19 protein-coding genes are annotated in these 22,666 nt (G+C 68.8%); 16 read left to right on the top strand and 3 right to left on the bottom strand.

Translation table 11 applies throughout. The features are described from left to right. Positions 1 to 13: 13 nt before the first annotated feature. Positions 14 to 2,308 carry a RelA/SpoT family protein gene (locus tag ACH46_RS09710; protein WP_062392717.1) on the top strand — a complete coding sequence of 765 codons (2,295 nt, stop codon included), beginning with the start codon at positions 14 to 16 and terminating at the stop codon, positions 2,306 to 2,308. A gap of 104 nt (positions 2,309 to 2,412) precedes the next feature. On the opposite strand, the gene ACH46_RS09715 is transcribed toward ACH46_RS09710, so the two are convergent. After that, positions 2,413 to 3,363, bottom strand: a complete 951-nt coding sequence (locus ACH46_RS09715) for a peptidylprolyl isomerase (RefSeq protein WP_062392718.1) — start codon at positions 3,361 to 3,363, stop codon at positions 2,413 to 2,415. A gap of 151 nt (positions 3,364 to 3,514) precedes the next feature. Here ACH46_RS09715 and ACH46_RS09720 point away from each other — a divergent pair, with 151 nt between their 5' ends. The 3 genes from ACH46_RS09720 to ACH46_RS09730 all read left to right on the top strand — a co-directional run bounded on the left by ACH46_RS09720 (position 3,515) and on the right by ACH46_RS09730 (position 6,552). After that, a complete protein-coding gene (locus ACH46_RS09720) occupies positions 3,515 to 4,198 on the top strand; it encodes an MBL fold metallo-hydrolase (protein ID WP_062392719.1) in 684 nt (227 codons plus the stop codon). Continuing rightward, positions 4,195 to 5,463, top strand: a complete 1,269-nt coding sequence (gene hisS, locus ACH46_RS09725) for a histidine--tRNA ligase (protein ID WP_062392720.1) — start codon at positions 4,195 to 4,197, stop codon at positions 5,461 to 5,463. The genes ACH46_RS09720 and hisS overlap by 4 nt, the downstream gene beginning before the upstream one ends. 153 nt (positions 5,464 to 5,616) lie before the next feature. Continuing rightward, the gene (locus ACH46_RS09730; protein ID WP_226995828.1) at positions 5,617 to 6,552 is read left to right on the top strand and encodes a type IV toxin-antitoxin system AbiEi family antitoxin domain-containing protein; all 936 of its coding nucleotides are present in this window, start codon (positions 5,617 to 5,619) and stop codon (positions 6,550 to 6,552) included. A 103-nt stretch (positions 6,553 to 6,655) separates the two neighbouring features. On the opposite strand, the gene ypfJ is transcribed toward ACH46_RS09730, so the two are convergent. Next, entirely contained in the window at positions 6,656 to 7,537 is an 882-nt protein-coding gene (gene ypfJ, locus ACH46_RS09735; protein WP_062395217.1) for a KPN_02809 family neutral zinc metallopeptidase, read from the bottom strand. Between the two features lie 136 nt (positions 7,538 to 7,673). On the opposite strand from ypfJ, the gene aspS reads away from it, so the two are divergent. From aspS to aroB, 12 genes are all read left to right on the top strand, one after another. Continuing rightward, complete coding sequence (gene aspS / locus ACH46_RS09740; RefSeq protein WP_062392721.1) at positions 7,674 to 9,470, top strand: aspartate--tRNA ligase; 1,797 nt, start codon at positions 7,674 to 7,676, stop codon at positions 9,468 to 9,470. A 7-nt stretch (positions 9,471 to 9,477) separates the two neighbouring features. Beyond that, positions 9,478 to 10,620, top strand: coding sequence for a hypothetical protein (locus ACH46_RS09745; protein ID WP_062392722.1), 1,143 nt, complete (start codon positions 9,478 to 9,480; stop codon positions 10,618 to 10,620). Beyond that, a complete protein-coding gene (locus ACH46_RS09750) occupies positions 10,617 to 11,987 on the top strand; it encodes a replication-associated recombination protein A (RefSeq protein ID WP_062392723.1) in 1,371 nt (456 codons plus the stop codon). The genes ACH46_RS09745 and ACH46_RS09750 overlap by 4 nt, the downstream gene beginning before the upstream one ends. Positions 11,988 to 12,068: 81 nt before the next feature. Next, on the top strand, positions 12,069 to 14,732 hold the full coding sequence (gene alaS / locus ACH46_RS09755) for an alanine--tRNA ligase (RefSeq protein ID WP_062392724.1): 2,664 nt from the start codon (positions 12,069 to 12,071) through the stop codon (positions 14,730 to 14,732). Beyond that, on the top strand, positions 14,729 to 15,157 hold the full coding sequence (ruvX, locus tag ACH46_RS09760) for a Holliday junction resolvase RuvX (protein WP_062392725.1): 429 nt from the start codon (positions 14,729 to 14,731) through the stop codon (positions 15,155 to 15,157). Before alaS ends, ruvX begins: the two co-directional genes overlap by 4 nt. A 30-nt stretch (positions 15,158 to 15,187) precedes the next feature. Continuing rightward, positions 15,188 to 17,017 carry an endolytic transglycosylase MltG gene (gene mltG / locus ACH46_RS09765; protein WP_062392726.1) on the top strand — a complete coding sequence of 610 codons (1,830 nt, stop codon included), beginning with the start codon at positions 15,188 to 15,190 and terminating at the stop codon, positions 17,015 to 17,017. Continuing rightward, on the top strand, positions 17,017 to 17,838 hold the full coding sequence (locus ACH46_RS09770; RefSeq protein ID WP_062392727.1) for a shikimate dehydrogenase: 822 nt from the start codon (positions 17,017 to 17,019) through the stop codon (positions 17,836 to 17,838). Before mltG ends, ACH46_RS09770 begins: the two co-directional genes overlap by 1 nt. An 82-nt stretch (positions 17,839 to 17,920) precedes the next feature. Then, positions 17,921 to 18,322, top strand: coding sequence for a prepilin peptidase (locus tag ACH46_RS09775; RefSeq protein ID WP_062392728.1), 402 nt, complete (start codon positions 17,921 to 17,923; stop codon positions 18,320 to 18,322). Between the two features lie 47 nt (positions 18,323 to 18,369). After that, positions 18,370 to 19,110: a DUF1906 domain-containing protein gene (locus ACH46_RS09780; protein ID WP_062392729.1), complete on the top strand. Its 741-nt coding sequence runs from the start codon at positions 18,370 to 18,372 to the stop codon at positions 19,108 to 19,110. 40 nt (positions 19,111 to 19,150) lie between these two features. Continuing rightward, complete coding sequence (aroC, locus tag ACH46_RS09785) at positions 19,151 to 20,365, top strand: chorismate synthase (RefSeq protein WP_062395219.1); 1,215 nt, start codon at positions 19,151 to 19,153, stop codon at positions 20,363 to 20,365. Beyond that, positions 20,362 to 20,895, top strand: coding sequence for a shikimate kinase (locus tag ACH46_RS09790; protein WP_062392730.1), 534 nt, complete (start codon positions 20,362 to 20,364; stop codon positions 20,893 to 20,895). Before aroC ends, ACH46_RS09790 begins: the two co-directional genes overlap by 4 nt. 30 nt (positions 20,896 to 20,925) lie before the next feature. Then, on the top strand, positions 20,926 to 22,035 hold the full coding sequence (aroB, locus tag ACH46_RS09795) for a 3-dehydroquinate synthase (protein ID WP_062392731.1): 1,110 nt from the start codon (positions 20,926 to 20,928) through the stop codon (positions 22,033 to 22,035). Positions 22,036 to 22,116: 81 nt separating this feature from the next. Here aroB and ACH46_RS09800 read toward each other — a convergent pair whose 3' ends face one another. Further along, positions 22,117 to 22,605: a B-4DMT family transporter gene (locus tag ACH46_RS09800; protein ID WP_062392732.1), complete on the bottom strand. Its 489-nt coding sequence runs from the start codon at positions 22,603 to 22,605 to the stop codon at positions 22,117 to 22,119. Between the last annotated feature and the right edge of the window lie 61 nt (positions 22,606 to 22,666).

The following is a 22,666-nucleotide window of genomic DNA, read 5'->3' on the forward strand; positions in this document are numbered from 1 at the left end:
GTACGATCGCCCTATGAGCGATCCCGACACCAAGCGACCGGACGACGTCTCTCCGCTGAGTTCGCGCCGCGTCCGTGCGCGCCTGGCACGGCGGATGACCGCACCGCCCCGCAGCGGGATCGCACCCGTTCTCGAACCGCTGGTCTCGCTGCACCGCGAGGTGTACCCGAAGGCCGACGTCGCAGTCCTGCAGCAGGCCTACGCGGTCGCCGATCATCAGCACACCGGACAGTTCCGAAAGTCGGGCGACCCCTACATCACCCATCCGCTCGCGGTCGCGACGATCCTCGCCGACCTCGGCATGGACACCACTACCCTCGTCGCCGCACTCCTGCACGACACAGTCGAGGACACCGGCTACTCGCTCGAGCAGTTGGAGAAGGACTTCGGGTCGGAGGTCGCTCACCTCGTCGACGGCGTCACCAAGCTCGACAAGGTGGTCCTCGGCAGCGCCGCCGAAGCCGAGACGATCCGCAAGATGATCATCGCGATGGCTCGCGACCCGCGCGTCCTGGTGATCAAGGTGGCCGACCGCCTCCACAACATGCGCACCATGCGCTTCCTGCCGCCGGAGAAGCAGGCCCGCAAGGCCCGCGAGACGCTGGAGGTGATCGCCCCGCTGGCGCACCGACTCGGCATGGCCACGGTCAAGTGGGAGCTCGAGGACCTCTCGTTCGCGATCCTGCACCCCAAGAAGTACGAGGAGATCGTCCGGCTGGTCGCCGACCGGGCTCCCAGCCGCGACACCTACCTGGCGCGTGTGCGGTCGGACCTCAACAATGCGCTCAGCGGCTCCCGGATCACTGCGACCGTCGAGGGACGTCCGAAGCATTATTGGTCGATCTATCAGAAGATGATCGTCAAGGGGAAGGAGTTCGACGACATCCACGACCTGGTCGGCATGCGCATCCTGTGCGACGAGGTCCGCGACTGCTACGCGGCGATCGGTGTCGTCCACTCGCTGTGGCAGCCGATGGCCGGGCGGTTCAAGGACTACATCGCGCAGCCGAGCTTCGGCGTCTACCAGTCGCTGCATACCACGGTGATCGGCCCGGAGGGCAAGCCGCTGGAGGTGCAGATCCGCACGGTCGAGATGCACCGGACCGCGGAGTTCGGCATCGCCGCCCACTGGCGCTACAAGGAGGGGCGGAAGGGCAAGGGGCGCAAGGCCACCGACCTCGCCGAGGTCGACGACATGGCCTGGATGCGCCAACTGCTGGCGTGGCAGCGCGAGGCTGCGGACCCGGGGGAGTTCCTGGAGTCCCTCCGCTACGACCTCGCAGTCAAGGAGATCTTCGTCTTCACCCCGAAGGGCGACGTCATCACGCTGCCCACCGGATCCACGCCCATCGACTTCGCGTACGCCGTTCACACCGAGGTGGGCCACCGCTGCATCGGAGCCCGCGTCAACGGCCGTCTCGTGGCGCTGGAACGCGCCCTGGAGAACGGCGAGGTGGTGGAGGTCTTCACCTCCAAGGCCGAGACCGCCGGACCGAGCAAGGACTGGGAGAACTTCGTCGTCTCCCCGCGCGCCAAGGCCAAGATCCGGCAGTGGTTCGCGAAGGAACGTCGCGAGGAGACGCTCGAATCCGGCAAGGACGCGATCGTCAAGGAGGTCCGCCGCGGCGGACTCCCCGTGCACCGACTGCTGTCGGGGGAGTCGATCACGGCACTGGCCAAGGAGTTCGGCTTCGCGGACGTCGACGCGCTGTACACGGCAGTCGGCGCGGGGCACATCCCTGCCGGTCGCGTGGTGCATCGCCTGGTCGCGATGCTCGGCGGCGTCGATGCGGCCGAGGAGGAGATCGCGGCACGTGCCACCCCGTCGACGACGGCGCGGCGTCGGCAGACCGGGGACAGCGGCGTCGTCGTCGAGGGCGTCGACAACGTCCTGGTGAAGCTCGCCAAGTGCTGCACCCCGGTGCCGGGCGACGAGATCCTGGGCTTCATCACTCGCGGCGGCGGCGTCAGCGTCCACCGCTCCGACTGCACCAACGCCGACGATCTCCGGTCGCAGCCCGAGCGGCTGCTGCCGGTCAGCTGGGCGCCGAATCCGTCGTCGGTGTTTCTGGTCGCGATCCAGGTGGAGGCCCTCGACCGGCATCGCCTTCTGTCCGATGTGACGCGGGTGCTCGCCGACGAGCGGGTCAACATCCTGTCGGCGACGCTCACCACCAATCGCGATCGCGTGGCCGTGAGCAAGTTCACCTTCGAGATGGGCGACCCCAAGCACCTCGGCCACGTGTTGAACGTGGTCCGCAATGTGGAAGGCGTCTACGACGTCTATCGGGTGACATCGGCGGCCTGAGGCCCTGACACAACAGGCCTTGCCACAACGACAGCGGGGACACAACGACAGCGGGGCGGAACCGATCTCTCGGTCCGCCCCGCTGTCGTGTATCTGAGCCGACGTCAGTCCTCGCTGACCGACGCCTTCTTGATCTCGAGGGGAGTCTTCGGCGTGCCGTCCTCCGCGGAGCCGCGGGGACCCGGGTCGATGCCGCCGGCGACCACCTTGTCGATCACCTTCATGCCCTCGGGCGAGACCTTGCCGACGACGGCGAGGTTCGGCTGCAGTTCGGTGTCCTTGGTGACGATGAAGAACTGCGAGCTGCCGGTGTTGAACAGCTGCTGCTGCGCATTGTTGCGGTTCGCGATCGCGACCGTGCCGCGCGGGTACACAACGGTTCCCTGCATGCCCATCTCCACCATCTGCGGGCTGACGGGGGTTCCCTCCTTGAGGTCGGTGGGATCCTCGTCGGGGCTGCTCCAGCCCGGACCGCCCGAGCTGGTCAGGGTCGGATCGCCGCACTGCAGAACGAACACGCCGTTGCCCTGCGCCAGCCGATGACACTTCGTGTTGTCGTAGAACTTGTTGTCCGACAACGAGATCACGGCATTCACATTGCACGGCGCGGAGGCCCGATCGAGGGCGATCGGAACGTTCCCGAGGTTGGTGTCGAGCGTCCAGTCCACCGTTCCGGTGTTCAGCGTGCGGTCGCCGGGCTTCGGCGCGGTGCGGCCGAGCTTGGCGCCCTCCTTCAGCCTGGCGATGTACTTCTCGGCATCCGCGCGCTGTTCCGGCGTGATCTCGTTCGGTTTCGCGGCGTCGAGCTGCTTCTGGTAGTCGGCGGCGGCCTTGCCGAGATCGTGGTCGGCCTTGACGTACTCGCAGGTGGTGTGGCGCTCGTTGTCCCAGTGGCGGTAGTAGAAGTATCCGCCGACCGCCACGGCGGCCAGGACCGCGACACTGCACACCGAGATCAGGGCGAGCTTTCGCTGTCGGGCCGCCCGACGCTCGCTCTCAAGCCGTTCTTCCAGCTTGCGGCGGGCGGCTTCGCGACGCTCTTCGTTGGACGACACGCTGGTGGAACCTCCTGTATGGCGTGTGGGGCGGGTAGCTGTCGCTACAGCGGGCCCCATGCTATCGCAGGCGCCTGGAAGGTCGATGAGACAATGGGTTCCAACGTGTCGTCCGGGAATCGCGCCGGGCGCGAACGAGGAGGTGCGCCCCGTGCTGATCGCCGGATTCCCCGCGGGCATGTTCCAGACCAACTGCTATCTGGTGGCGGAGGACCGCGGCAGCGACGCGGTCATCATCGACCCCGGCCAAGACGCCGCACCGCGCGTGCGGGAGGCTCTCGCCGAATACGACCTGACGCCGGTGGCGATCTTCCTGACGCACGGGCACCTCGACCACACGTGGAATGCCACCGAGCTGGCCGACGAGTACTCGATCCCCGTCTACATCCACGCGGACGACCGCCCGATGCTCACCGACCCCGGCATGGGTCTGGGGAGCGCGCTGTCGTCGATGATCGGCGACATGACGTTCACGGAGCCGGAGAAGGTCATCGAGTTCGTCGACGGCGAGGACGTCGACGCCGCCGGGATCCGCTGGGGCGTCGATCATGCGCCCGGCCATTCGCGCGGCAGTGTGCTCTTGACACCGGACTCCGCGGAGGTCTGCTTCGCGGGAGACGTACTGTTCAATGGTTCCATCGGGCGCACCGACCTGCCCGGTGGCAGTCACCAGCAGCTGCTGGAGTCGATCGCCGCGAAGCTGATGACGCGCGACGACGACCTCGTGATCCTGCCGGGTCACGGACCACAGACCACCATCGGCGCCGAGCGGGCGGGCAATCCGTTCCTGCTCGACCTGCCGGGTGCAGACAAGAAAGGACGATTCGGACTGTGAGTGGAGAGTTTGCGGCGCCGAAAGGCATTCCCGACTATTTCCCGCCGGCCTCGGCCGACTTCCTCGCCGTCCGGAACGCTCTGACCGGAGCCGCGCACCGTGCGGGATACGGGCACATCGAGCTGCCGATCTTCGAAGACACCGCGTTGTTCGCGCGCGGCGTCGGCGAGTCGACGGACGTCGTCAGCAAGGAGATGTACACCTTCGCCGACCGGGGCGGTCGTACGGTGACGCTGCGTCCGGAGGGGACCGCCGGTGTGATGCGCTCGGTGATCCAGCACGGCTTGGACCGCGGCCAGCTGCCGGTGAAGGTCTGTTACGCCGGGCCGTTCTTCCGCTATGAGCGTCCGCAGGCCGGTCGCTACCGCCAGTTGCAGCAGGTCGGCATCGAGGCCATCGGCGTCGACGATCCGGCGCTCGACGCCGAGGTCATCGCCGTCGCGGACGAGGGTTACAAGAGCCTCGGGCTCAGCGGCTACCGGCTGGAGCTGACCTCGCTGGGCGACAACACCTGCCGGCCCCAGTACCGGGAGGCGCTGCAGGAGTTCCTGTTCGGGCTCGACCTCGATGAACCGATCCGCGAGCGGGCGAAGATCAATCCCTTGCGCGTCCTCGACGACAAGCGGCCCGAGATCAAGGAGATGACCGCCGACGCGCCGTTGATGCTCGATCACCTGAGCGACACCGCGCGCGAGCACTTCGACCTGGTCCGCACGAACCTCGACCGCCTGGGCGTCGAGTACGTCATCAATCCGCGCCTGGTCCGCGGGCTCGACTACTACACCAAGACGACGTTCGAGTTCGTCCACGACGGGCTCGGCGCGCAGTCGGGCATCGGCGGCGGCGGCCGGTACGACGGTCTGATGAAGCAGATCGGCGGCAAGCAGGACCTGTCGGGCATCGGCTTCGGCATCGGCGTCGACCGCACCGTCCTGGCACTCGAGGCCGAGGGCGTCTCGGTCGCGGGGGAGGGACGCGTGCAGGTCTACGGCGTCCCGCTCGGCGCTGCCGCCAAGAGCGAGCTCGTCTACCTCGCCGGGCAGCTCCGCGCCGCAGGCGTCAGCGTCGACCTCGCCTACGGCGACCGCGGCCTCAAGGGTGCGATGAAGGCCGCCGACCGCTCCGGCGCCCGCGTCGCACTCGTCCTCGGCGACCGCGAACTCGACGAGCGCACGATCGAGCTCAAGGACCTGTCGAACGGCGAACAGCGCAAGATCGCGCTCGACGACGTCGTCGCGGAGATCCGAGCCCTGCTCGCTCCCTGACGTTCGCTCACTTCGACCGCGTTCGCTTACTGACACGGCGCTCGCTCACCTCCGGAGGTGAGCGAGCGTCGTTGGCGTACGCGGATGCACGGTTCCGACAGATCTGTGGATAACGCGTGTGCGTATTTGTCCGAATCGCGATGCAATGGGGGCATGGGAGAGACACTGTGGCCACTCGACCGATACGGCATCGTTCACCGCGCGACCGCGCTCGCGGCCGGGATCTCTGAACGACGCCTCGCAGCGGCGGTGCATTCGGGTGAACTCATCGTCGTCGCGCGCGGCATGGCGATCCCAGCGCACCTACTCGTCGGTCGGATCGACGCCGGTCGAATCATCTACCGATATCGGTGTATCGCGGCGGCCATCGGCGCCGGCCGTCCCGTACTCAGCCACGAGTCGGCCGCCGTCGTCCACGGCATGCAGTTGCTCTACCCCGAGCAGCGGTACGTGCACGTGACGAACGGCAGGGACGGCGGTGGATCCACGCGCTCGCAGCGGATCATCCACTCGGGTCTGCTCGACGATGACGACGTCGTCGAGGTCGGCGGCCTGCTCGTGACCAGCCTTGAACGCACGGCTCTCGACCTGGCACTGAAGACGCAGAACCTGCCGCAGGCTCTCGCCGCCTTCGACACCGCCCTCCGAAACGGTGGGGACGCCGAAGACTTCGAGCGTCGCCTCCGTGCGAGTCGTCACGGGATCGCCCTCGCCCGCCACGCATTCGCCTTCGCGGACGGCGATTCGGAGTCGCCCGGTGAATCGTGGAGTCGCGCGCAGATGATCGAGGCCGACCATCCGCTTCCCGAGCTGCAGGTCGAGTACACGCTCGAGTCGGGACGGACGGCCCGATGCGACTTCGGCAGGGACGGACTCTTCGTCGGCGAGTTCGACGGCATGATCAAGTACCAGCGCGAGATGCGCGACGGCGAGGACGTCGAAGACGTCGTGATCCGTGAGAAGCTGCGCGAAGACCAACTGCGAGACCTCGGCCTCGATGTCGGCCGTTGGATCTGGGACGACCTCAGGGCCAAGACGATGATCCCGAAACTCGAGAAGCGGTACGACCGCCTCGGGATCCGCTACTGAGTTCGCCAACTTCAGCCGTGTTCGCTCACCAAAATGACGCTCGCTCACCTCCGGAGGTGAGCGAGCGTCGTTGAAGTGAGCGGATGTCGCTCAGATGAGCGGACTAGAGGTCGTTGGTCGCGAAGGTGTCGCAGCGGCGGGGGTCGCCCTTGTCGTAGCCGATCTGGAACCAGCGGACGCGCTGCTTCGCGGAGCCGTGAGTCCAGCTCTCCGGATTGGAGCCTGCACCCTGGATGGTGTCGTCGCCGATGGCCTTCGCGGACTGGATGACGGACTGGATCTGCTCGTCGGTGAGCGGCTTGAGCATGGCGTCCGGGCCCTTGTCAGCGTGGTACGCCCAGACGCCGGCGAGGCAGTCGGCCTGCAACTCGATGCGGACCGAACCCGCGTTGCCCATGCGCTGGCCCTTGGCGAGGACACCGGTCAGATTCTCGACGTGGTGGCCGAACTCGTGCGCGACGACGTACTCCTGGGCGAGCGGTCCGTCGGAGCCGCCCATTCGCTTCAGATCGGCGAAGAACGACGGGTCGAAGTAGGCCGTCTGATCCCCGGGGCAGTAGAACGGTCCCATCGCCGACGACGCGGCGCCGCAGGCCGTGTTGACGTTACCGCTGAAGATGATGGTCGCGGGCTGGGTGTATCCCTGCATCTGCTTGGACCACACCTTGTTCAAGCTGATCGTGGTCGCCTTGATCCGGCAGGCGTCGTCGGTGTTGGCCATCTCGACGGTGCAGCTGTCGAGGTGCTTCTGCATCTCCTCGTTGTTGGACCCGGAGTTGGATCCGGCCACCTGCTGGTTCGACGAGCCCCCGCCCCCTCCGAGGATGTCGCCGGGATTGATCCCGAACAGGAGTGCGACGATCGCCACGATGATGCCGGCGCCGCCGCCGAGCGCCATGCGCCCACCGCCGAAACCGCCGCCCCCTCCAGAACCGCCCGCACTGACATTCCCACCCTCGAGTGGTCCGCTCCCTTGAAACGTCATGCGCATACAGTAGCCGCGACCTGTCCCGTCGACCGTGACATCGATGCGCTTGTCGCTTTGTCTGCGGCGATCCGTAGAATTGACCGGAACAGCGTGAACCCTGGCAGCTTTGTGCTGCGCAGAAGGAAGGAACCCAGTGCTCCGCACTCATTTCGCCGGATCGTTGCGTCGCGAAGACGCGTCGCAGACCGTCACCGTCGTCGGATGGGTGGCGCGTCGGCGCGACCACGGCGGGGTCGTGTTCATCGATCTCCGGGACTCGTCCGGCCTGGTGCAGGTCGTCTTCCGTGACGAGAAGGTCGCCGAGGCGGCTCACCACCTGCGCGCCGAGTACTGCGTCCAGATCAGCGGCGAGGTCGACGTGCGTCCCGAGGGCAGCGAGAACCCCTCGCTGGCGTCCGGTGCCATCGAGGTCAACGCGCGGGAACTGGTGGTGCTGAACGAGTCGGCGCCGCTGCCCTTCCAGCTCGACGAGCAGCCGGGCGAGGAGGCGCGTCTGCGCCACCGCTACCTGGACCTGCGCCGGGAGGGGCCGGCGAAGGCCATCCGCCTGCGCTCCCAGGTCAGCGCCGCCGCTCGCGGAGTCCTCGGCGGGCACGACTTCGTCGAGATCGAGACCCCCACGCTGACCCGGTCCACGCCGGAGGGCGCCCGCGACTTCCTGGTCCCCGCACGCCTGCAGCCGGGATCGTTCTACGCGCTGCCGCAGAGCCCGCAGCTCTTCAAGCAGCTGCTGATGGTCGCGGGCATGGAGCGGTACTACCAGATCGCCCGCTGCTACCGCGACGAGGACTTCCGCGCCGACCGGCAGCCGGAGTTCACCCAGCTCGACATCGAGATGAGCTTCGTCGACGAGGACGACGTGATCGCCCTCGCCGAGGAGATCCTGGTCGCGTTGTGGAAGCTGATCGGCGTCGAGCTCACCACCCCGATCCCGCGCATGACCTACGCCGACGCCATGCGTCGCTACGGCAGCGACAAGCCCGACCTGCGCTTCGACATCGAACTCGTCGAGTGCACCGACTACTTCGCCGAGACGCCGTTCCGCGTGTTCAAGGCCCCGTACGTCGGCGCCGTCGTCATGCCCGGCGGAGCGTCGCAGCCGCGTCGCCAGCTCGACGCCTGGCAGGAGTGGGCCAAGCAGCGCGGTGCGCGCGGCCTCGCCTACGTCCTGGTCCAGGAGGACGGGACCCTCACTGGACCGGTCGCCAAGAACATCTCCGACGCCGAGCGCGAAGGCCTCGCCGCCCACGTCGGCGCGAAGCCGGGCGACTGCGTCTTCTTCGCCGCCGGCGCGGTCAAGAGCTCGCGCGCACTCCTCGGCGCTGCTCGCGGCGCGATCGCCGAGAAGCTCGACCTCATCAAGGACGGCGACTGGGCGTTCACCTGGGTCGTCGACGCCCCGCTGTTCGAGCCCGCCGACGACGCGACGGCCGCGGGTGACGTCGCCGTCGGCGCGGGTGCCTGGACCGCCGTCCACCACGCCTTCACCTCCCCGAAGCCCGAATCGCTCGACACCCTCGAGACCAACCCGGGCGACGCCCTCGCATACGCCTACGACATCGTGTGCAACGGCAACGAGATCGGCGGCGGCTCCATCCGCATCCACCGCCGCGACGTCCAGGAACGTGTCTTCAAGATCATGGGCATCAGCGAGGAAGACGCGCAGGAGAAGTTCGGCTTCCTGCTCGACGCCTTCTCGTACGGTGCGCCGCCCCACGGCGGCATCGCATTCGGCTGGGACCGCATCACCGCGCTCCTGGCGGGCGAGCCGTCGATCCGCGAGGTCATCGCGTTCCCGAAGTCGGGCGGCGGCATCGATCCGCTGACCGACGCGCCCGCTCCGATCACCCCGGAGCAGCGCAAGGAGACGGGAATCGACGCGAAGCCGCAGAAGCCCTCCGCCGAGGCGAAGGCACCGGCGGACGACTGAGGGAACCATGACCGCAATCGCTGACGAACGCATCTCGTCAGTCCTCGAGACCGCCGAGGGAGTCCTGTCCAAGCGGGCGGGATCCTCGGTGCAACTCGACGAACCCGAGGACCTCGGCGGCACCGGACGATCCACCGTCATCCGTGCCCGTGTGCTCGACAACCCCGTCTCGCTGGACCGGACGGTGGTCGTCAAGGCGTTCGACGATCAGACCGCGCCCTCGCAGGTGCTGCGGGAGATCGCGTCGTACCGCTACGCGACCGCGCTGCCGACCAAGTCGCGACCGGGCCCGCAACTGCTGGCCTCCGACTTCGAGGAGCGGCTCCTGGTCCTCACCGACCTCGGTCACGGCAGGCCCATGGTCGAATTGCTCGGGTCCACCGACATCGACGAGGTGGAACGCGGCGTCAGCGCCTGGGGCCAGGCCCTGGGGCGGATGCATGCGGCCACCCTCGGCGGCGAGGACGACTTCGACACGCTGATGCGCGTCAGCGGCAAGACGAAGGGCGGCAAGGGTCGCGTCACCGTCGCGGGCGGCGGCATCGGCGACGAGGCCGCGGCATCCGTGCGGGCCCACGCCGCCATGCTCGCGGAGATCGATGTCGACCTGCCCGCGAACTCCCGCGAGATCCTCGACAACGGCCTGAAACTGTTCGCGAGCGGGGACTTCCGCACGTTCAGCCCCGCCGACGTCGGTCCGGGCAACATCCTGATCAACGGCGACGGCGTCCAGTTCATGGATTACGAGTGGGGCGAGTTCCGCGACGCCACCCTCGACGTCGCCTACGCGCTCGCGACCTTCCCCGCACTGCTCTCCACGGATGTCGTGATGGACCGCCCGCGCCTCGAACGCGCGCTGGTCCACGCCTGGCGCGGCGAGGTGAAGCCGCTCTGGCCGTCGATCAACGATCGCAAACTGGCGCGCCGGATCTTCACCGCCCGCGCCCTCTGGGTCTGGCTCTCGACGTACTGGATGATCCAGGGCGACGCGACCGGTCACGACTGGGCGCTGCACACGACGGACGCGCGCGTGGTCCTGGCCCGGTGGGCCGACCTCGCGGACGCCGGCGAACTGGCGGGCGTCGACGAGGCCTTCGTCGACGGCGCCGACCGAGTTCAAGAGGCGCTGCGGATCTACTGGTTCGGATGACCGGCGTGGAGGACGGGCTCTTCGACACCGACGACGGCGGCGCCGAGGGCGCAGTACCGGAGAAGGGGACGCCGAGACCGCCCCTCGCGGTCCGGATGCGTCCGCAGTCACTCGACGAGATCGTCGGGCAGCAGCACCTGCTCGGCGAGCGCGCCCCGCTGCGCAGACTGATCGCCGGTTCCGGTGCGGCGTCCGTGCTGCTCTACGGTCCGCCCGGCACAGGCAAGACGACGATGGCGTCACTCATCAGCCAGGCGACCGGCGGTCGTTTCGAGGCGCTGTCCGCGCTGTCGTCGGGTGTGAAGGAGGTCCGGGTCGTCATCGACCTGGCCCGCCGCCGACTGGCGCAGGGGCAGCAGACGGTCCTGTTCATCGACGAGGTCCACCGGTTCTCCAAGACACAGCAGGACGCGCTGCTCGACGCCGTCGAGAACCGGATCGTGCTGCTGGTGGCCGCCACCACCGAGAATCCGTCGTTCTCCGTGGTCGCCCCGCTCCTGTCCCGATCGTTGGTGCTGCACCTGCAGTCCCTGACCGACGACGACATCAAGGCCGTGCTGCGCCGCGCCGTCGCCGACCCGCGCGGCCTGGACGGTGCGGTCACCGTGTCCGACGACGCGCTCGACCACCTGGTGGCCGTCGCGGGCGGCGACGCCCGCCGAGCCCTGACGGCACTCGAGGCCAGTGCCGACGCGGTCGAGGCCGGCGGCGAGGTGGCGGTGGCCGACGTGGAGGCGGCCATCGACCGCGCCGCGGTCCGCTACGACCGCGCAGGCGACCAGCACTACGACGTCACCAGCGCCTTCATCAAATCCATCCGCGGTTCGGACGTCGACGCCGCCGTCCACTACCTGGCCCGGATGATCTCGGCGGGGGAGGACCCGCGGTTCATCGCCCGCAGACTGATGATCCATGCGAGCGAGGACATCGGCATGGCCGACCCCACCGCCCTGCAGGCGGCGGTCGCCGCCGCCCAGGTGGTGCAGCTGGTGGGCATGCCCGAAGCCAAGCTGGCGCTCGCACAGGCGACCATCCACCTCGCGACGGCGCCCAAGTCCGGTGCGGTGACCTCGGCGCTCGGCAGGGCGATGTCGGACGTCTCCGCGGGCAAGGCCGGCGCCGTCCCGCCGCCGCTGCGCGACGGGCACTACGCGGGGGCGAAGAAACTCGGCAACGCCCAGGGCTACCGCTTCCCGCACGACGACCCGGACGGCGTTCTGGCGCAACAGTATCCGCCCGACGTCCTGGTCGGCGTCGACTACTACGAGCCGACCGACCACGGTTTCGAGCGGGAACTGCAACCGCGCGTCGGGCGGCTGCGGTCCATCGTCCGCGGCCTCACGTCGCGGAACCGATCCCGCAGGTAGACCGCTCCCACAGTCCCCGCGCGTGCGGGGCGTAAACTCGACTGCTGACTATCACCGACCTCGACAAAGGACATCGCCGCAGTGCAGACGCATGAAATCCGGAAGCGTTTCCTGGATCACTTCATCCGGGCGGGGCACACCGAGGTGCCCAGCGCCTCGCTGATCCTCGACGATCCGAACCTGCTGTTCGTCAACGCGGGCATGGTGCCTTTCAAGCCGTACTTCCTCGGCGACCAGACACCGCCGTTCGAGCGGGCGACCAGCGTGCAGAAGTGCGTGCGCACCCTCGACATCGAAGAGGTGGGCATCACCACCCGCCACAACACGTTCTTCCAGATGGCGGGCAACTTCTCGTTCGGCGACTACTTCAAGCGCGAGGCCATCACCTTCGCGTGGAAGCTGCTGACCGACTCCGTCGAGGACGGCGGCTACGGGATGGATCCGACCAAGCTGTGGCCGACCGTCTACCTGGACGACGACGAGGCCGAGAGCATCTGGCGCGACGAGATCGGCGTGCCCGCCGAACGCATCCAGCGGCGCGGCATGGCCGACAACTACTGGTCGATGGGTGTCCCCGGCCCCTGCGGTCCGTGCTCGGAGATCTTCTACGACCGCGGCCCGGAGTACGGCGTCGAGGGCGGGCCGGAGGCCGACGAGGACCGATACATCGAGATCTGGAACCTCGTGTTCATGCAGAACGAGCGTGGCGAGGGCACCACCAAGGACGACTACGAGATCCTCGGCCCGCTGCCGAAGAAGAACATCGACACGGGCATGGGCATCGAGCGCGTCGCCTGCCTGCTGCAGGGCGTCGACAACGTCTACGAGACCGACCTGATGAAGCCGATCATCGACCTCACGGCCGAGATCGCCGGCCGCGGCTACGCGGCGGGCAACCACGACGACGACGTCCGGTTCCGCGTCGTCGCCGACCACGCGCGCACCGCCGTCATGCTGATCGGCGACGGCGTGGTGCCGTCCAACGACGGCCGCGGCTACGTCCTGCGCCGCCTGCTGCGCCGCATCGTGCGCTCCGTCCGTCTTCTCGGTGGACACCAGGCGATGGAGCGGGTCATCACCGCGGTCATCGATCTGATGACCCCGTCGTACCCCGAGCTCGCCGAGCAGCGCGCCCACATCCTGTCGGTCGCCGTCGCCGAGGAGACCACCTTCTCGCGGACCCTGGAGTCCGGTTCCAAGCTGTTCTCCGAGGCCGCCGACGCCACCAAGCAGGCCGGCAGCACGTCGATCAGCGGCACCGACGCCTTCACCCTCCACGACACCTACGGGTTCCCGATCGACCTCACGCTGGAGATGGCGTCCGAGGCCGGCCTGTCCGTCGATCGCGACGGTTTCGCCGAGCTGATGAACGAGCAGCGCCAGCGCGCCAAGGCTGATGCCCGCGCCCGCAAGTCGGCGCACGCCGACCACCACGTGTACCGCGAGTTCCTCGATCGTGGACCCACCGAGTTCACCGGCTTCACCGAGCTGGTGTCCGAGGCTCGGGTCTTGGGCCTGGTGTCCGACGGCGAGCGCGTCCGGTCGGCCGCACCCGGCGCCGAACTGGAACTGATCCTGGATCGCAGCCCGCTGTACGCCGAGTCCGGCGGCCAGATGGCCGACCACGGCACCATCACCACCAGCGACGGTGTGCGTCTTCGCGTCAACGACGTCCAGAAGGTGGGCAAGAAGGTCTGGCTGCACAAGGTGGTCGTCGACGAGGGCGAGATCGTCGAGGGCGACCAGGTCCTCGCAGCAGTCGACGCCGGCTGGCGTCACGGTGCGACGCAGGGCCACTCGGGCACTCACATGATCCACGCCGCCCTCCGCCAGGTCCTCGGACCCACCGCCACCCAGGCCGGTTCGCTGAACCGCCCCGGCTATCTGCGCTTCGACTTCCATTCCGGCACCGGTCTCACCGAGTCCCAGCGCACCGAGATCGAGCAGATCGCCAACGAGGCCGTGGAGGCCAACTACACGGTCAACACCTTCGAGACCGACCTCACCAAGGCCAAGGCCATGGGCGCCATGGCGCTGTTCGGCGAGAACTACGGTGACCAGGTGCGCGTCGTCGAGATCGGCGGACCGTTCTCGATGGAGCTGTGCGGCGGCACCCACGTCGCGAGCTCGGCGCAGATCGGCCCGATCACGGTGATCGGCGAGTCGTCCGTCGGCTCCGGCACTCGGCGCGTCGAGGCCTACGTCGGCATGGACTCGTTCCGCTACCTCTCGCGCGAGCGGGCCCTGATGGCAGGACTCGCCGCATCGCTGAAGGTGCCGTCCGAAGACGTTCCCGACCGCGTCGAGCAGCTGGTCCACAAGCTGAAGGAGGCGGAGAAGGCCGTCGAGTCGCTGCGCGCCGAGCAGGCGCGCGCGGCCGTCGCCGGGCTGATCGACGAGGGCGTCACCGTGGGCGACACCCTGGTGGTGGCGGCACGGGTGGGCGACGGCGTCGACGCCAACGGTCTGCGCAGCCTGGTGACCGATCTGCGCGGTCGCGTCGCCGATCGCAACGCGGTGATCGCGCTGTTCTCCGCAGGCGACGGCAAGGTCCCGTTCGCCGTCGGCACCACCGATGCGGCCCGCGGCGCAGGCATCAAGGCCGGCGACCTGGTCCGCGAGGTGGCCCCGCTGGTCTCCGGCCGGGGCGGCGGCAAGCCCGACCTGGCCCAGGGCTCGGGGACCGACGCCGCGGGCATCGACGGCGCGCTGGCGCGTCTGCGCGAGGTCATCGGCGCACGGTGATCACCCCGCGCGGACGGCACATCGCCGTCGACGTCGGCAGTGTCCGTGTCGGGGTGGCCGTGTGCGACCCCGATGGGATCCTCGCCACGCCGGTCGAGACCATCCGCCGAGCCAAGGACGGCTCGGACATCGCCCGGCTCATCGAGATCATCACCGAGTACGAGGCGATCGGCGTCGTCATCGGACTGCCCCGCACTCTTCGCGGCGAGGAGGGGCCTGCGGTGCGTGCCGCGCGCTACTTCGGTCGGCAGCTGACATCCGAGTTCGACGGTGTCTCGATCGAGTTCTACGACGAGCGGCTCACCACTGTGACTGCGACCCAAGCGTTGCGTGCGTCAGGAGTGAAAGCGAAAGACGCGCGTGCCGTCGTGGATCAGGCGGCCGCGGTCGCTATCCTTCAGGGATGGCTGGACGCGCAGCGATGAGCCACGCCCCGACGAGGAGGAGTTTCCCACGTGTCTGATCAGGACGACCCGCGCAGTGAAAGCGCCGGTGACCGCCAGCCCCGAGAGGGCGACGAGCGCCGCCGCTATTTCACGGAGTCGATGGGATTCGGACAATCGGGCAATCGACATCGTCGCCGTCGTGCACCCGGCGATCCGACGACGACCGGCAGCATCCCGATCGTGCGCACCGGCGATTCCCTGCCCGATCCGACGATCGAGTATCGGACGCCCGAACGCCCGGCGGGGGAGCCGTCCCCGTACTTCCAGGTGCAGTACCGGCCGTCCGAGGTGGAGGGTCTGAGCTTCACCGAGCCGCGCACCTCGCCGTATGCGAGTGAGCCGCCTACCGTGGTCAATCCGCCCGTGCGACACCAGCAGCCTCCGGCGCAGCAGCCTCCCGCCGCCGCGAGTGAGCCGACCGGTCTGTTCGACATCCTCGACGCGACCCAGGAGGAGTCCGCGCGGCCCGCCCCCGCTGCTGCGACCCCGGCCCCCGCCGCTCCGGCTCCGATCCCGTCTCCGGAACCGAGTCCGGCACCGGTGGCCGCCGGGATCACCGATCCGAACCTGGGTGCGCCGGTCCCGACGCCCGCGCGCGTCGAGTCGGCCGCGGAGCCCGCGCACGCGGCGCCGGCCCGGGTCACTGCCGCCCCCGACTACCTCGACGATGAGACCGATGACGACGTCGACCGGCCGATGCCCGCACGGAAGAGGAATCGCAAGGTCCTCCTGACGTTGCTGATCCTGGCCGTCGTGGTGGTCCTGGTGCTCTCGGGCATCGCGTTGAAGGCGCTCGGCGTCTTCGATTCGTCGAAGGACTACGACAGCACCACCGGACACGGTGCGGCGCTGGTCCACGTGGCGAGCGACTCGTCGATCCGCGACATCGGGGACACGCTCGCCGATGCCGGCGTGGTCGGCAGTCGCAAGGCGTTCGTCGACGCCACCGGCACTGAGACCGTGGCGGCCGGCTTCTACAAGCTGCCCAAGGGCATCTCCGCGGCTACGGCGGTGCAGAAGATGCAGGGGCCGGAGAACCGCGTCGGGTCCATCTCGCTCCCGGAGGGCCGACAGCTCGACTCGAAGAAGGGCGCCGACGGCAAGACGACGCCGGGCGTCTTCGAGATGATCGCCACGGCGACGTCGGTCAAGACCGACGACGGGACGTACGGCGTCACCGTCAAGCAGTTGACGGAAGCCGCAAGCGATGCCAGTGCCGACGAGCTCGGCATCCCGGCCTGGGCTCGCGAGACCTTCGACAAGCTGGGTGGCGACCACCGTCGTATCGAAGGGCTGATCGCCGCGGGCTCCTGGGAGAACATCGATCCGCGTGAGGACGCCACCCAGATCCTGCGGTCGTTGATCACCGCGTCCGCCGACCGGTTCACCGCGTGGGGGATCGAGTCGGACACCAACACCGGTCTGACCCCGTACCAGACGCTCGTCACCGCCTCCATCGTGGAGCGGGAGGCGTTTGACGCCGCCGATTTCCCGAAGGTGGCTCGCGTCATCCTCAACCGCCTGAAGGTGGACCAGCGTCTGGAGATGGACTCGACGGCCAACTACACGGCCGACATCCAGAACATCGACCTGGGTGGTGCCGCGTACAAGGACGAGAACGCCTGGAACACCTACCAGCACAAGGGACTGCCGATCACGCCGATCGGGACCGTGGGAGAGCGCGCGCTGAACGCGACCATCGACCCGGCGAACGGCGACTGGCTGTACTTCGTGACGGTCGACAAGGACGGCAAGACGCTCTTCTCGAAGACCTTCGAGCAGCACAAGAAGAACCGGCAGGTGGCGTGCAAGAACAAACTCCTGGTCACCGGCTGCTGATGACGGGGACGGCACGCAGAGCCGCGGTGCTGGGATCACCGGTCGCGCACTCCAAGTCTCCCGCCCTGCACCGGGCCGCGTACGCGGCGCTCGGACTGGAGGGCTGGACGTACGACGCCCTCGACACCGACGCCGACCAGCTGCCGGATCGCGTCGGGAACGCCGGATCGGAGTGGATCGGTTTCTCGGTCACGATGCCGTGCAAGTTCGCCGCCCTGGCGTTCGCCGATGAGCGGACCCGACGCGCGGAACTGGTCGGATCGGCCAACACCCTGGTCCGGATCGACGGCGGGTGGCGCGCCGACTGCACCGACATCGACGGCATGACCGGAGCGCTGGTCGAGGTCGGGGTGCCCGCGACCGCCGACCGCGCGGTCGTCATCGGGGCGGGCGGCACCGCGCGTCCGACGATCGCCGCGCTCGCCGACGCCGGGATCACCGAGGTCGCGGTGGTGGCGCGCAGCGCGGACCGGGCGCGGGGCGTGCTCGATCTGGCGGGTGAGTTCGGCATCACCGCCCGGGTCATCGGCTTCGAGTCCGGGACGGTGCTGCGTGACGCGTGCACCGAGGCCGACGTGACGGTCTCGACCGTTCCCGCGCCCGCGGCAGCGGTGCTCGCACCGTCGGTGTCGGCGGCCGCCCGATTCGTCGACGTCATCTACGACCCCTGGCCCACGCCGCTCGCCGCGGCGGTGGCGGAGGCCGGCGGAACCGTCGTCGGCGGTCTGGTGATGCTGCTGAATCAGGCGTACAGCCAGGTGGAGCAGTTCACCGGTCTCCCGGCGCCGAAAGCGGCGATGGCCGCGGCCGTTGGACTCTGATCAACGGCTCTGACCAGCAGTTCCGCAGATCTGTGGACAACTGTTTTGCCGTCCTCGGCCTCGATGGCGGAGCGTTGACGGCATGTCGCCGGTCCTGCTCGTCGTCGCCATCGCACTGATCGCCGGGTGGCTGCTTGCCGTCGCCGTGATCGATCAGCGCACCGGACGGATTCCGAACCGACTGGTGCTGCCCGCCGTCGCGGGCACCGCGGTCGTCGCCCTCCTCGTCCCGGCGGTCGGTCTCTCGGCCTGCGTCCTGGCCGTCCCGTACCTCGCGGCGTTCGCCTGCGGCACCGTCGGCGGGGGAGACGTGAAGTTGGCGGTGCCCTGCGGCGGCCTCCTCGCCGATCCGGTGACCGCGGTGCTCGCGGCACTCCTGGCGGCGGTCGGGACGCTGCTGGTGTCGCTCGCCACGAAGCGGTCTCGACATCCGCACGGACCGGCTCTCACCATCACCACTGTGTTACTAATGATGCTCAAGTGACTAATGATGCGTACGGCTCATGTCTCGACCGGAGGACCGACCACACCATGACCATGACCCGACGTGCGTTTCTGACCGGAACGGTGGCGCTCGGCGCCGCGGGCCTGACGACCGGCCTCGCATCCGGGCACGCGTCGGCGCTGGGTTCCTCCGACCTGCCGCCGAGCGCTGCGGACACCGACTTCGGAACGCTGCTCGACTACTCGGCAGGAGTGCCGGCGGCGCCCGCGATCGCCGCGGCCGGATACGCCGGAGTCATCCGGTATGTCTCCGATCGACGTCCGGACGCCGAGTGGATGCGCGGGAAGCCGTTCACGAAGGCGGAGGCCGACGCCCTCCGAACCGCCGGCCGGTCCATCGTCTCGTGCTACCAGTTCGGTCGTGCGGACACCGCGGACTGGCTCGGCGGCTATGCCGCAGGCGTCGAGCACGCGCGACGCGGAGACGCGATCCATCGAGCCGCCGGAGGGCCGCCGACGGCACCGATCTACGCCTCCATCGACGACGATCCGTCGCCGATCCAGATCTACACCCAGGTGCTTCCGTATCTCTTCGGGTGGCGGTCGGTGATCGGCGCGGCCCGCGTCGGCGTGTACGCGAACGCTCCGACCATCCAGACGGCGTCGTCGCTCGGGGCGGCGTCCTGGTTCTGGCAGCACAACTGGGGCACCCCGACCGGGTACCGTCACCCGGCTGCTCACCTGCAACAACTCCGAGGTCAGCAGGTCGTCGACGGTGTCCTGGTGGACCTCAACGCGATCCGACAGGCCTCGTACGGGCAGTGGTGACCGACGCCGCCGTCCCTGCCTGTGCTCTTCGCCGCGCCTTCTGGAACAATTGTTCCTTGTGTTGCGCTGGATAACTGCCGGAGAATCCCATGGCCCGGCCCTGGTGGCCCTTGTCGAGGGCATGGTCGCCGGAGTGGAGATCACCTCGTCCGAAATCGCTGAGCAATTGGCTCGGCGTCGTCTCGGCTACGGCCGCGGCGCCCGCATGAAGTTCGAGGCCGACAAGGTCACGATGATCGGCGGCGTCCGACACGGCCTGACGATGGGCGGCCCCGTCGCCGTCGAGATCGGGAACACCGAGTGGCCCAAGTGGGAACAGGTGATGTCGGCTGACCCCGTCGACCCAGAGGAACTCGAAGGCAGCGCCCGTAACGCGGCGCTCACCCGGCCGCGACCCGGGCACGCCGACTACTCCGGCATGCTCAAGTACGGGTTCGACGACGCCCGGCCGGTCCTCGAGCGCGCGAGCGCCCGCGAGACCGCGGCGCGCGTCACCGCGGGCACCGTCGCCCGGAACTTCCTGCGTCAGGTCTTCGGCATCGAGGTGGTGTCGCACGTCATCTCGATCGGCGCCAGCGATCCGTACACCGGTCCCGCACCCGAGTACAGCGACCTGGCGGCGATCGACGCCAGTCCGGTCCGGGCCTTCGGGAAGGACGCGGAGCGGTCGATGATCGACGAGATCGAGGCGGCCAAGCGCGACGGCGACACCCTCGGCGGCGTCGTCGAGGTGATCGTCACCGGCGTTCCGGTCGGACTGGGCTCGCACGTCAGCGGCGAGGCACGCCTGGACGCCCGTCTGGCGGGCGCTCTGATGGGCATTCAGGCCATCAAGGGCGTCGAGGTGGGCGACGGCTTCGAGACCGCCCGCAGGCGCGGCAGCCAGGCCCACGACGAGATGGTGCCGGGCGCGGACGGAGTCCTGCGCTCCACCAACCGCGCGGGCGGCCTGGAGGGCGGCATGACCAACGGCGAGAGCATTCGCGTGCGCGCTGCGATGAAACCGATCTCGACCGTGCCGCGTGCGCTGGCGACCATCGACATGACGACCGGCGAACCCGCGAGCGCGATCCACCAGCGCAGCGACGTGTGCGCGGTCCCGGCCGCCGGCGTCGTCGCCGAATCGATGGTGGCGCTCGTGGTGGCCCAGGCGGCCCTGGAGAAGTTCGGCGGCGACTCGGTGTCCGAGACCGCAGCCAACCTCCGCGGCTACCTCGACGCCATCGCGGCTCGCCCGGCTCACCCCGCGCCGTGACGGCAGGCAGCCGACCCGTCGCAGTACTGGTCGGCCCGATGGGTGCGGGCAAGTCGACCGTCGGGGCGGCGCTGGCCCGGTCCTGCGGCGTCGACCTGTGCGACACCGACGAGGAGATCGTCGACCGATCCGGTCGGAGCGTCCCCGCGATCTTCCAGGAGGACGGCGAGGCGGGGTTCCGCACGCTGGAAGCCGAGGTGGTCGCCGACGTGGTCGCGACGCACTCCGGTGTGGTCTCGCTGGGCGGCGGCGCGGTGATGACCCCGGCGGTGCGCGAGGCGCTCGTCGGCCACACCGTCGTGTACCTCCGGATCGGCGCCGAGGCGGGGTTCGCGCGTGTCGCGCACTCGGATCGCCCGCTGCTGGCGGCACCGAATCCCGCAGAACGGTACGCCGAGGTGCTGGCCGACCGTGAAGAGACGTATCGCGCCGTCGCGTCCCTCGTCGTGGACGCGGACCGCGATCCCCAGGTCGTCGTCGACGACATCCTGGCTCGCCTCGCGAGCCGGACCGAGTCCGAACAGGAGTGAGGACAGTGACAGTGACGGGAGTGAGCAGGCATGACTGATCCGGTGAAGGTGGCGGTCCGGGCCGCGAGTCCGTACGAGGTGACCATCGGGCGAGGGTTGCTCGACGACGTCGCGGAAGCCGCGAAGGGTGCGGACCACCTCACGATCATCTACCAGCCGACGCTCAAGGCGACCGCCGAGCAGATCCGGGACTACTTGGAGGAGAAGGGCTTCGACGCCCACCGCCTCGAGATCCCAGACGCCGAAGAGGGCAAGGACCTGTCGGTCGCGGCCTTCTGCTGGGACGTCTTCGGGCGCATCGGCATGGGCCGCCAGGACAAGGTCATCAGCCTCGGCGGAGGCGCGGCGACCGACCTGGCGGGCTTCGCCGCGGCCACCTGGATGCGCGGTGTCGGCGTCATTCACATCCCGACGACGCTGCTGGCGATGGTCGACGCGGCCGTCGGCGGCAAGACCGGCATCAACACCGACGCAGGTAAGAACCTGGTCGGTTCCTTCCATGAGCCGGACGCCGTTCTGGTGGATCTCGCGACCCTGGAGACGGTTCCGCGCAACGAGATCGTGTCGGGTCTGGCCGAGGTCATCAAGACCGGGTTCATCGCCGATCCGGAGATCCTCGACATCATCGAGGCGGATCCGGAGGCGGCGCTCGACGCCTCGGGCACCGTGCTCCCGGAGCTGATCCGTCGCTCCGTGCAGGTCAAGGCCGACGTGGTGTCGGCGGACCTGAAGGAGTCGTCGCTGCGCGAGATCCTGAACTACGGTCACACGCTCGGTCACGCCGTGGAGCGCCGGGAGCAGTACAAGTGGCGCCACGGTGCGGCCATCTCCGTCGGCATGGTCTTCGCCGCGGAGCTGGCGCGACTGGCGGGTCGGCTCGACGACGCCACCGCCGATCGTCACCGCAGCATCCTGGAGCTGGTCGGCCTCCCGACCACCTATGACGAGGACGCGTTCCCCGACCTGCTGAAGTTCATGGCGGGCGACAAGAAGAACCGTTCCGGCATGCTGCGCTTCGTGGTGCTCGACGGTCTCGGCAAGCCGGGCCGCCTCGAGGGCCCCGATCCGTCACTCGTCGCCGCGGCCTACTCGGCGATCGGTGCCAGTGCTCCCAAGGGCGGCGGAGCGATCATGCTCTGACCCCGCAGTCCGCGGGATGAAACACGTCGGGCCGGGAACCGTTGAGGTTCCCGGCCCGACGTGGTCAGAGTGTGAGTGGAACTATGCCGTGGCGAGCTGCTGGGTCTGCGCTTCGGCGGCCTCTTCCGCGGCGAGCTCAGCCTTGCGCTGGTCGCGGCGGACGAAGAAGCGGCCGCCGCTGACGCCGAAGAACGCGGGCAGGTAGGTGATGAGCGTGATGAACGAGACGCCGGCGGTCATCTCGATCCAGAACGCGGCCTGGCCGACGCCGTTGAGCCAGAAGGTGCCGAGGATCCAGCACACGAGGCAGGACACGACGGCGGCGAAGACGCCGACCTTCAACCAGCGGATGGTGAGATCCTCGTAGTCGTCGGGGTCCGGATGCGCCCGCGCGTCGCGGATGCCGTCGAGACCGCCCCAGATGAGGGCGACCAGGATCACGGCGATGACCGAGAGCCACCGTCCGATCGGAGAGGACAGGGGTGCATTGATCACGACGACACCCAGAATGATTCGGGCCGCGATGTGCACAATCGACATCACGACGCCCCGCAGTAGCCACGAACTCATGGGAGCACCATACCGGGGAGGAACATGTTCAACAACGCTGACATGCAGAAAGACGACGCGA

Origin of the sequence: Gordonia phthalatica (genome assembly GCF_001305675.1) — a bacterium.
GTDB classification, from domain to species: Bacteria; Actinomycetota; Actinomycetes; order Mycobacteriales; family Mycobacteriaceae; genus Gordonia; species Gordonia phthalatica.

Excerpts from the sequence above, each read along its gene's own strand:
- ACH46_RS09710 (WP_062392717.1), top strand. The coding sequence starts at position 14 with ATGAGCGATCCCGACACCAAGCGACCGGACGACGTCTCTCCGCTGAGT.
- ACH46_RS09730 (WP_226995828.1), top strand. The coding sequence starts at position 5,617 with ATGGGAGAGACACTGTGGCCACTCGACCGATACGGCATCGTTCACCGC.
- ypfJ (WP_062395217.1), bottom strand. The coding sequence starts at position 7,537 with ATGACGTTTCAAGGGAGCGGACCACTCGAGGGTGGGAATGTCAGTGCG.
- ACH46_RS09745 (WP_062392722.1), top strand. The coding sequence starts at position 9,478 with ATGACCGCAATCGCTGACGAACGCATCTCGTCAGTCCTCGAGACCGCC.
- ACH46_RS09750 (WP_062392723.1), top strand. The coding sequence starts at position 10,617 with ATGACCGGCGTGGAGGACGGGCTCTTCGACACCGACGACGGCGGCGCC.
- ACH46_RS09770 (WP_062392727.1), top strand. The coding sequence starts at position 17,017 with ATGACGGGGACGGCACGCAGAGCCGCGGTGCTGGGATCACCGGTCGCG.
- ACH46_RS09775 (WP_062392728.1), top strand. The coding sequence starts at position 17,921 with ATGTCGCCGGTCCTGCTCGTCGTCGCCATCGCACTGATCGCCGGGTGG.
- ACH46_RS09780 (WP_062392729.1), top strand. The coding sequence starts at position 18,370 with ATGACCATGACCCGACGTGCGTTTCTGACCGGAACGGTGGCGCTCGGC.
- aroB (WP_062392731.1), top strand. The coding sequence starts at position 20,926 with ATGACTGATCCGGTGAAGGTGGCGGTCCGGGCCGCGAGTCCGTACGAG.
- ACH46_RS09800 (WP_062392732.1), bottom strand. The coding sequence starts at position 22,605 with ATGAGTTCGTGGCTACTGCGGGGCGTCGTGATGTCGATTGTGCACATC.